This is a genomic window from Streptomyces sp. P5F9, assembly GCF_057961495.1.
Map to the genome: position 1 here is coordinate 1 of NZ_JBXVPZ010000374.1, position 9,872 is coordinate 9,872.

The following is a 9,872-nucleotide window of genomic DNA, read 5'->3' on the forward strand; positions in this document are numbered from 1 at the left end:
GTAGCGCGCTATAGGGGACATGGCCGCCAGGCGTAGCGGAAAATGCCGCCGCCGGCGTCGGCCCCGTCGGGCTCCTGCGGGTGGCGAGCGGGGACGGGAGCGTGGTGGGGGCATGGCAGGCGGAGGCGCGGGACCGGGTCGGCGCGGGACCGGGTCGGCACGGCTCTGGATCGATCCGGCTTGGCCGGCTCGGCCTGGCGTGGCACGAGGGCTGGTCGGCCAGCCCGTGGGCTTGCTGCGGGGAGGGGGGCGAGCCGGGCGACAGCATGGCGGGAGGCCGGCTCCACGCGGCACGACGTGGGACCGGCTCGGCGCAGGAGCGAGTCGGCTCGGCACCGGCTCCACTCAGCACGGCGCCAGGCCGGATCGGCACCGTTCGGCCCGTCACCGCGCAACGCGGGACCGAGTCAACCTGCCCCATCGACCCGCTGCGGATGGCGAGCCGGGCGAGGTTTGACGGGCGGAGTGGCAGGCCGACCCGGAGAGCGGCACGAGGAGTTCGTGCGTGCCGCGGGGATCGGTGCGGATGTGCCGGTTGTCCCGGTCCACGACTTCCTCGCCGCCGGAGCACAGGGCGAGACTCTAGGTCTTCGACCGCTGCCACTCCAGGTGCCCGGTCCACGGAGCGCGGCCGTCCGGCACCTTGGTCCCGCTCGCGCTGTGCAGGCCGGTGAAGACCTCGTCCCAGGCACTCACGGAGGAGACGGTCAGAGCTTGGCTCCAGGAAGACACACCTCGTCCTATCCACCCGAATCCGGCGATGCTCATGACAGCGGAGCGCCCCGTTTCCCACTCCTGTGATCGAGTTCACGCCCCCGGGATCGAACTTTTGGACCGGTCCCGCATCTTGTTCTCGTTGACAGCACCCCCTCCGGAAGCGAGCTCCCCCATGTCCGTGTCTCGTCGCTTTCTCGCCCCCGTGGTCCTGCCGGCCGACCCGTCCTGTTCCGTCCTGCGCGACGCCGTGGTCGACGTCGACGCGGACGGCCGCGTCTCCTACTGCGGTCCGGCGGCCACCGCTCCCCCGCTCCCGGCCGGCGTCCCCCTCACCTCGCTGTCCGGCATCCTCGCTCCCGGCCTGGTCAACACCCACGCGCACTCCCCGATGACCCTCCTGCGCGGACTCGGCGGCGACCTCCCGCTGGCGTCCTGGCTCCAGGACGCCGTCTGGCCCGCCGAGGCCCGCATGCGCCCCCGCGACGCCCACGCGGGCATGCTGCTCGGCTGCGTCGAGATGCTGCGCTACGGCGTGACGACCAGCGCCGAGATGTACGCGCACGCCGAGCAGGTGGCCGACGCGGCACTCGACGCCGGGAGCCGGGTCCTGATCGCGCCCGCCTACTTCGACCGGCCCGGCGACGACTGGCACACCGATCTCGCGGCCATCGGCAAGTGGATCGACACGGACGGCCTGCGCTTCGGGCCCGGTGAGCGCGTCGAGCTCTGCTACGGACCGCACTCCGCCTACACCCTGCCGCCCGAGGCACTGCGGGCCACGGCGGAGGAGGCGGCACAGCGCGGCGCCCTGGTGCACATCCACGTCGCGGAGACCCTCGCCGAGGACGTCGCCCAGCGGGAGTCGCACGGTTCGGTTCCCCAACTGCTCAAGGAGACCGGGCTGTTGGACGGCCGGCTGCTCGCCGCCCACGCCGTGCATCTGTCCGCCGACGACATCCGGCTGCTCGCCCAGGCGGGTGCCGGTGTCGCGCACTGCCCGGGCTCGAACGCCAAACTCGCCTCCGGTACGGCCGACCTGCACGCCCTGCGCGCCGCGTCCGTCGCCGTCGGTCTCGGTACCGACGGGCCCGCGAGCAACGACGACCTCGACCTGTGGGAGGAGGCCCGCCTCGCGATGATGTTCTGCCGTCTCGCCACCGCCGACGCCATGGCCCTCACCGCCGCGGACGCCTTCCTCATGGCGACCTCGGCCGGCGCCGCGGCCCTGGGCCGGACCGACATCGGTGCCCTCCGCCCGGGAAACTGGGCGGACATGATCCACCTCTCCGTGGACGGGCCCCACTTCGCCGCGGGCCTCGACGTCGAGGACGGCCGGCTGCTCGCCAACCTCATGTGGGCGGCCGGTTCCCGCGCGGTCCAGGACGTCTGGGTCGCGGGCGAGCCCGTCGTCGTGGACGGCGAGACGGTGAAGGTGGACCGTATCGCCGCCCAGCACGCCGCCGCGGAGGCCGCCGCACGCATCGCATGACCTGACCTCAGGCGTGTGGACCGTTCCTGTTCCCGCTCGACCCCTACGGGAGGCGTCATGGCATCGGCAGCCCTCACCCCGCCGGCCCTCATCGGACGATCGGCCGAACTGGCCGTCATCGACGGGCACTTCGACACCGCCCGGGCCCGGGGAGCCGCGCTGATGCTGACCGGGGAGCCCGGGGTGGGCAAGACCGCGCTGCTGGAGGCCGCGGCGCCGCGCGCGTCCGGGGCGGGTTTCCGGGTGCTGCGAATCTCCGGCTGCCCGTTCCAACGAGGCGTCAGTTTCTCGGCGCTGAACCAGCTGCTCCAACCGCTGGCCGAGGGAATCCCTGCGCTGCCCGCACGGCAGGCGGAGACCCTCCAGGCGGTCCGCGGACTGTCCGAGGAGCAGCCGACCGAACTGCTGGCCATCGCGAACGCCGTGCACGCCCTGCTGGAACGGTCCACCGCCGAGACCGGTCCGCTCGCACTGATCGTCGACGACGTGGCCTGGGTGGACCGGCCCAGCGCCACGGTCCTGGGCACCCTCGCCCGCGCCCTGCGCACCGGCCCGATCGCCCTGCTGGGCGCGTCCCGGACCGGCGACGAGTCCTTCCTCAGCAACATCGGGATACCCGAGTACGAGGTCCGGCCGCTGGACGACGTCTCGGCGAACGCGCTGGTGGCCGAGCGGTTCCCCGCGATGACGCCCAGGGTCAGACGGCGGCTGGTCGCGGAGGCCCGGGGCAACCCCCTCGCGCTGCTCGAACTGCCCGTCCCCCTCAACGACTTGCAGCAGCGGGAGCGGGGGACCCTGCCCGCCGTACTGCCGTTGACCGAGCGCCTCAAGGGCATCTTCTCCACCCGGGTCGCCGCGCTCCCGGCCGCGACCCGGAAGCTGCTGCTGCTCGCCGTGCTGGACGGTTCGGGTGAACTGCACATCCTCCAGCGGGCGTCGGGCGGTCGGGACGGTCTCGCCGGGCTGTCCCCCGCCGAGCGCGCCGGGCTCGTCCAGGTCGACGGTGTCACCGGCAGGCTGGAGTTCCGGCATCCGCTGACCCGTTCCGCGGTGCTGGATCTGTCGACCAGCGAGGAGCGCCGGGCGGCTCAACTGGCCCTCGCCGCCGAGCTTCCCGAGGGCTCCGAGCACCGGGCGCGGCACCTCGCCGACGCTGCCGTCGGCCCCGACGACCAGGTCGCCGCCCTGCTGCACGAGGTGGCGTACAACACCCTGCGCCGCGGTGACGCGGTCGGCGCCATCACCACCCTGCTGCGCGCCTCCGAGTTGAGCGCGACCGGCACGGACAAGGGCCGCCGGCTGGCGGAGGCGGCCTGCCTCGGCGCCAACATCACCGGCGATCTGCGCAATGTCCGCGCGCTGCTCGACAACGCCGACCACGCCGACCCGTCGGGCGTAGGCTCCCTCGCCGCCGCCACCGCCGCGGCCAGTCACCTCCTCAACGGCGAGGGCGACGTGGACACCGCCCACCGGCTGCTCATCCGCGCCATCGAGGCCCATACGTGGCCCGACGACACGGAGATGGTCGAGGACATCTTCCGTGAAGCCCTCAACACCCTTCTCATGGTGTGCTTCTACGGCGGCCGGCCGGAACTGTGGCGCTCCTTCGAGGACATCGTGAAGCGACGGCGTCCGCCCACGTCGGGCCGTCTGCTGCCGGTGATCCTGGGCACCTTCGGCGATCCGGCGTACGGCGCGCTGCCCTTCCTCGACCGGCTCGACGGCCTCATTTCCGGACTGCACCAACAGCCCGACCCCGTACGGGTCTTCGGCATCGCGCTCTCCTCCTCCTACATCGACCGCCTCCCGGGCTGCCGGGGCGCGCTGCGCCGGATCATCGACGACGGCCGCGACGGCGGGGCCGTGGCCCTGGCGATCCAGGCGCAGTTCCTGCTGGGCAACGACGCCTACGCGGGCGGCCACCAGTGGGACGACCTGCTGGAGATCACCGAAGAAGGCCTCGCCTGGTGCGCGACGTACGACTACCGTCTGACGGCCTCAACGGGCCACTTCCAGCGCGGACTTGTGGCCGCCGCGCGCGGCGACGGCAGCACCGCCCGCGAGATCGCGGACCGGCTCGTGTCCTGGGGCAACCCGCGCGGACTGGGCGCGCTGCGGGTCTACGCCTCGCACATCCGGGCCCTTTCGGCGCTCGGCGGCGCGGACTTCGACGCCGCCCACCGCCTGCTGCGCGCCCTGGTCACACCCGGCGAGGTGCCGCGGTTCATGCCGCACGCGCTGTGGCTCCTGCTGGACTTCACCGAGGCCGCCGTGCACACCGACCACCACGCGGAGGCGGCCGCGCACATCGCGGCGGTCCGCAGGACCGACATCCCTTCGGTCTCACCCCGATTGGCCATGCTGGCGGACGCCGCCGAGGCGATGGCGGACCCGAACGTCATCGACCACGACCTGTTCGAGGCGGCCATCGCCACGGCCGGTGCCGAGCGCTGGCCGTTCGACTGGGCGCGGATCTGCCTGGCCTACGGCGAGCGACTGCGCCGGGCCAGGGCGGGCGGCGCGGCCCGGGTGCACCTGGACGCGGCGCTCGGCACGTTCGAGCGGCTCGGCGCCGCCCCGTGGAGTGCGCGGGCGGCCAACGAGCTGCGGGCGAGCGGGATTCCCGTCAAGCCGTTCCAGTCCGTCGAGCCGGACGGCCGGGACCGGCACGCGCTGCTGACGCCGCAGGAGCGGGTGGCGGCCCAACTGGCCGCCACCGGGCTGACGAACAAGCAGATCGCCGCGCAGCTCTTCCTGTCGCCGCGCACGGTGGCGGCCCATCTCCGCAGTGTCTTCCGGAAGTTGAACGTCACCTCACGGGGCGGCCTGCGCGACGCGCTGACCGGCCCCATGCCGTGACGCCTCCCGCTCAGCCCGCGTCGGGTTCCGACTGCCAGGTCCAGTTGGGGCGTTCGTAGGCCACCTCGAAGCCGAGGCGGAGCATGTTGCGCAGGGAGCTGTTGTGGGTGCCGGGCTGCTCGGCGCCGGTCTCGGCGACGAGGACACGGCACCCCAACTCCCGTGCTGTGCGCGCCCGGGCGGCGAGCAGGGCGGTCTGCCCACCGCGCCCCCGGGCGTGGGGGAGTACGGCGCCGGCGAACATCTGCGCCGTGTCACCGCGGACGAGCATGGTGCCGGTGCCGACCAACTCGCCCTCCAGCCACGCCCCGTAGGGATGCCAGCCCGGCCGGGACACGGTCGCGGCGCCCATCTCGGCGTAGTGCTCGACGGGTGTTCCGAAGGCGCGCATCATCACCGTGCCCCATTCCAGGGCGTGTTGGGCCTCCAGCGGGGTGACGCTGATGCCGTCGGGCGGTACGTCCAGGGCGTCGGCGCGGGTGACGGCCTCCTCGGTCGTGCCGACGAGCTTCGCCCAGGACGAGGACTGGACGATGCCTTCCCGCTCGCAGATCTCCGGCCAGTCCTCTGGCAGGAAGGCGGGCGCTATCTGGAAGGTGGCCTGCGGGGTACCCGCCGCACGGTAGAAGTCGCAGACGTCTTCGACGAGTTGGGCGGTGACGGGGGCGGTGATGCCGAAGCCGAGGGCTTTGCTCCAGAAGCGGGTGATGTCGTCGCGCATCGACAGCACCACGCCGCCGCCGATCCTCGTGGCGGTCATGCCCAGCGCGGTGCGGACGGGTTCGGGGGTCTCCGTCTGGAATCGGTAGAGGGCCTCCGCCTCGGACTGCTCGGCGACGGACGGCTGGACGACGGTGGTCATAGATCTGTTTCCCTCTCGGGTTCGCCCGGCTTCCCTCGGGAAGCCACGCGGACAGCCCGCCTGTGAACAGGCGGGCTGAAGCGGGGAGTTGACATGTGGTCAGGGATGGGACATCAGGCCTGGTGGGCCGCCGCCTGCTTGATCAGGTCGGCCACCGCCGCGGGCTGGGACACGTAGACGGCGTGGCTGCCCGCGGCCTCGGCCACGGTGGCTCCGGCGCGCTCGGCCATCTGGTGCTGGACCGGCGGCGGGATCATGTGGTCGTCGGTCGCGACGAGGTACCAGCTGGGCTTGGCCCGCCAGGCAGGCTCCGTGATCGGTCCGTTGAGCGCGTCGAGGCCCCACGGAACCTGCGAGTCGGCGAGGAACGCGGCGTCCTCGGCCGGCAGGTCGCCCGCGAAGGACGCGGCGAACTTGTCCCGGTCCAGGAAGAGGAAGCCGTCGACCGGCGGCAGGATCGGCGGCACGGGCGCGCCGGGCGCGGGGTCGGCGACCAGCGTGCCGACGGACTCGTCCTTGTCCGGCGCGAAGGCGGCGATGTAGACGAGCGCGGCGACACCGTCGTGGCGGCCTGCCTCGGTGATCACGGCGCCGCCGTAGGAGTGGCCGACGAGGACGGCCGGGCCGTCGAGGGCGTCGAGGGCCCGCTGGGTGACGGCCACGTCCTCGACGAGGGACAGGGTCGGGTTCTGCACGACGCTGACGTTGTAGCCGTCCTGGGTGAGCAGGCGGTGCACGGACTGCCAGCCGGAACCGTCGACGAATCCGCCATGCACGAGAACGATGTTCTTCACGGCACTCATGCCGATGCTCCTTGTTTGTCGGAAACCCTGCGGGCAGGTCCAAACTAGGCCGGGCCGCCCGCCGGGGCTTCGACCAAATGACCTAGTTGCCCATGGCCTGGTTGCCGGCAGGGGTCCCGTCGCCTCCGGCGGGGGCCTCGACGAACGCCGTCACCGCCTTCGCGAAGGCCTCGGGTTCCTCCAGGTGACCGAAGTGCCCGCTGTTCTCCAGGATCACCAACTCCGAGCCCGGGATGAGCTCGTGCAGCTCCTCCGCCCAGCGCACCCCGCAGATGACGTCGTGGCGGCCGACGAGGACGAGGGCCGGCACGGTGAGCGAGCCGAGGTCGCCGCGGTCGTCGATGACGTCCGGGGTGAGGTCGTCGTCCAGCCCGGAGATATAGGTGGCCACCACGGCGGCCCTCGCGGGGCCGAACTCGTCCTCCCGGCCCCAGAAGTCGGCGAAGTACGCGGGGAAGATCCCCCGCGCCACGGCGGTCATCTGGGCGTCGTCGGAGATGGTGGGGATGCTCTGGAACGCTCCAACGACCTCGCGGAGCCCCGGGTTGTCGGCGTGCCGGGCGGCGAACTCCTGCACCTTGCGCATGGCCTCGGCGCCGTGCTCGGGACCGGTCACCGGCGCGCTGTCGTAGAGGATCACGCCGGCGACGCGGTCGGGGTGGTGCAGGGCGTGGTACTGGGCGACGAAACCGCCGTGCGAGTGTCCGAGGAGGTGCACCTCGGGGACGCCGAGGTGCTCGATCAGCGCCGCGAGGAAGCGGCTGTAGCGGGCCCGCGTGTAGCCGTGCGGGTGGGAGGGCAGCCGGTCGGAGGCGCCGGTGCCGATGGGCTCCGGGTAGACGACCGTGAGGTGCTCCTCCAGCGAGGGCATGCGCAGGTAGTCCCAGAAGATGCCCGGCCCGCCGGAGTGCGCGATGCAGACCGGTCCAACGCCGTGGACGTGGTAGCTCTGCGTGACCCCGTCGATCTCGACGGTGTGGGTCCCGGTGGCGAGCGGGTCGGTCGATGGGGTGGTGCTCATGGGATCTCCCTGTTCGGCATACGGCGATGACAGGGACAGGACGCGGGAGAAAGCACGAAGTTCGAAATGATTGATGTGACGCCGGTCATACAACGAGGGCGCGCGGGACGGGCACCGGCCGGGGATGCACGAGACGCAGCCGGTGCACCCGTCCGGCACCGTCCAGATTCATCAGCCAGGCCACGGCGGGCGGGCAGTGGTCGGGGTCGTCGTCGGGGTTGCTGATGTCCATCTCCCAGACGACGAGCGACCGCCCGGCCACGGCGTGCGCGAGATGCTGCCGTACGCCAGCCTCCAGATCGCACTCCATCCCGCGCACCAACAGGCTTCTGCCGCCCACCGGTTGGTTCCCCCGCACGAGCGCGGCCTCGGGCGACCAGCGCTCGGTGAGCAGCTTCCCGAAGTGCCCGCTCTCGGCCGCGCGCAGCGTCTCGCGCGCCTCGATCCGGCTGGCCCGCGTGCGCCGCCCGACGTCACCGTGCGGGGCGTCGGCCGTGGCGGCGAGGGCCAGCGCGAGCTTGGCCCGCCCCTGACTGAGCCGGCTGCGGACCGTTCCAACGGGCACCCCGCAGGCCTCGGCGATCTGCTCGTACGACGTGACACCGACACTGAAATGCCGCAGCACGAGCGGCAACCGCAGCACGGGAGACAACTCTTCGACGGCCTCCCAGATCCAGTCCCGCAGGGCGTGCCGCTCCAGCCACCGCTCAGGACCGGACTCCGTGACGGGCACATGCAGATCGTCGAGCGGCCGAAGATCGACGGTCCCCCGCAGCAACGAACGGGCCTCGTTGCGCACGATCATCCGCAACCAGGCCCCCACGGCCTCCGGGTCGCGCACATCCCCCACGCGCCGGAGGGCGGTCAGCGCCGCGTCCTGCACCACGTCGTCGACATCGGGCCCCGGCCCCAGCACACTCACCGCGACGGCCCGCATCCCGGCCCGGTGCCGCTCCAGCAGCAGCCCCAGGGAGGCAATGTCCCCGGCCTGCGCGGCCAGGGTGAGCGCCGCGTCCTCGATGCGCGTGATCTCACCCGGGTTCCGGCTGCTCATGCTGCCCCTCTTCCGGCGCCACCGTCGTCCGTACGACCGTAAGGGGCGCGTGCCGTGACGTCACATCGCGCGGACGCCCGACGGGTCCGGCGTCGCACCAGGTGCCCATTGCGGACGCCCGGGTCCCGCACACCGTCGATACGCCCCGGGCCAAGGAAGTTCAGCGACGGTTCAAGGACTTGGACCGGTCCCTACGACGGTTGCGGGCACGCCCAGTTGACGACCGAAGGGGGTCAGCAACTGCTCAGCGCCCCCGACCGGGCTCTCTTACCGCACGTACCGCGCCGGTGTTGCCGCCCCGCACGCCCGCCGGCGGGGTCGCGTCGACGATCCGCCCGCTGTGCCGACGGAAGGAGACGAACTTGGTCACGGCCTGGAGGAGGTTCGCGCAGGCCAGAGCGGTCCACAGCCCGGTCAGTCCCGCCGTGTCGGCGACCGGCACGGCGAGGGCCGCGAGCACCCCGAACCACACCGCCGTGGACACCAGGCTCGGCACCGTGCGCTTGAGTCCGACGAGTCCGAAGCCCGCCACGGCCTGCAGGGCATCGGTGACGACCACCGCGAGGACCAGCGGCAACAGCCGTACGACCTGGTCCGCGAGCCCCTGATCCCTGGTGAACAGGCCGATCACCGGGTCCCGCAGCACGACCAGGACGGACCCCAGCACCACGACCGCGCACAGGGCGACCCCGATCCCGGCGTCCACACTGCGCCGGACGCGCGCGAGGTCGCGTTCCTCCGCGTACCCGGCGATCAACGGCACCGTGGCCTGCCCGACCGCCACGGCGGCGGTGAAGACGACGTTCACCAGGGACTCGGAGACGCTGTGCACGGCGGCGCTGTCGGTGCCGATCCGGGCTGCGGCGAAGGTCAGCACGCCCAGCACGGAGAACTTCACCAGCACGGTCGCGCCGAGCGGCACCCCGACCCGGGCCAGCCGCAGCACCTCGCGTGGATCGGGCCTGCCGGGCCGGATCGGCCGCCCGGCGAGCACGGTCCGCCGACGCAGCGCGTACTGATTGAGCCCGGCCCCGACCGCGCTGGAGCCGAGCATGGCCACCCCGGCC

7 protein-coding genes are annotated in these 9,872 nt (G+C 72.6%); 2 read left to right on the forward strand and 5 right to left on the reverse strand.

The window, feature by feature from the left end:
- Positions 1-889: 889 nt before the first annotated feature.
- Together AC31A1_RS38845 and AC31A1_RS38850 are read left to right on the forward strand one after the other, a co-directional pair.
- Positions 890-2,206, forward strand: coding sequence for an amidohydrolase family protein (locus AC31A1_RS38845; RefSeq protein WP_489657790.1), 1,317 nt, complete (start codon positions 890-892; stop codon positions 2,204-2,206).
- 57 nt (positions 2,207-2,263) lie between these two features.
- Positions 2,264-5,065, forward strand: coding sequence for an ATP-binding protein (locus tag AC31A1_RS38850; RefSeq protein ID WP_489657791.1), 2,802 nt, complete (start codon positions 2,264-2,266; stop codon positions 5,063-5,065).
- Between the two features lie 10 nt (positions 5,066-5,075).
- Here the strand turns inward: AC31A1_RS38850 and AC31A1_RS38855 are convergent, their stop codons facing one another.
- The 5 genes from AC31A1_RS38855 to AC31A1_RS38875 form a co-directional block, all read right to left on the reverse strand.
- Positions 5,076-5,927 carry a GNAT family N-acetyltransferase gene (locus AC31A1_RS38855; protein WP_489657792.1) on the reverse strand — a complete coding sequence of 284 codons (852 nt, stop codon included), beginning with the start codon at positions 5,925-5,927 and terminating at the stop codon, positions 5,076-5,078.
- Between the two features lie 113 nt (positions 5,928-6,040).
- On the reverse strand, positions 6,041-6,730 hold the full coding sequence (locus AC31A1_RS38860; RefSeq protein ID WP_489657793.1) for an alpha/beta hydrolase: 690 nt from the start codon (positions 6,728-6,730) through the stop codon (positions 6,041-6,043).
- A gap of 82 nt (positions 6,731-6,812) precedes the next feature.
- Complete coding sequence (locus AC31A1_RS38865; protein ID WP_489657794.1) at positions 6,813-7,751, reverse strand: alpha/beta fold hydrolase; 939 nt, start codon at positions 7,749-7,751, stop codon at positions 6,813-6,815.
- An 85-nt stretch (positions 7,752-7,836) separates the two neighbouring features.
- Entirely contained in the window at positions 7,837-8,805 is a 969-nt protein-coding gene (locus tag AC31A1_RS38870) for an RNA polymerase sigma factor (protein WP_489657795.1), read from the reverse strand.
- A 244-nt stretch (positions 8,806-9,049) separates the two neighbouring features.
- The coding region (locus AC31A1_RS38875) for an MATE family efflux transporter (RefSeq protein ID WP_489657796.1) at positions 9,050-9,872 on the reverse strand (823 nt) is incomplete at its 5' end.

Bases quoted from the DNA above. Each gene is read 5' to 3' on its own strand.
- AC31A1_RS38860 (WP_489657793.1), bottom strand. From the start codon at position 6,730: ATGAGTGCCGTGAAGAACATCGTTCTCGTGCATGGCGGATTCGTCGAC.
- AC31A1_RS38845 (WP_489657790.1), top strand. From the start codon at position 890: ATGTCCGTGTCTCGTCGCTTTCTCGCCCCCGTGGTCCTGCCGGCCGAC.
- AC31A1_RS38865 (WP_489657794.1), bottom strand. From the start codon at position 7,751: ATGAGCACCACCCCATCGACCGACCCGCTCGCCACCGGGACCCACACC.
- AC31A1_RS38855 (WP_489657792.1), bottom strand. From the start codon at position 5,927: ATGACCACCGTCGTCCAGCCGTCCGTCGCCGAGCAGTCCGAGGCGGAG.
- AC31A1_RS38870 (WP_489657795.1), bottom strand. From the start codon at position 8,805: ATGAGCAGCCGGAACCCGGGTGAGATCACGCGCATCGAGGACGCGGCG.
- AC31A1_RS38850 (WP_489657791.1), top strand. From the start codon at position 2,264: ATGGCATCGGCAGCCCTCACCCCGCCGGCCCTCATCGGACGATCGGCC.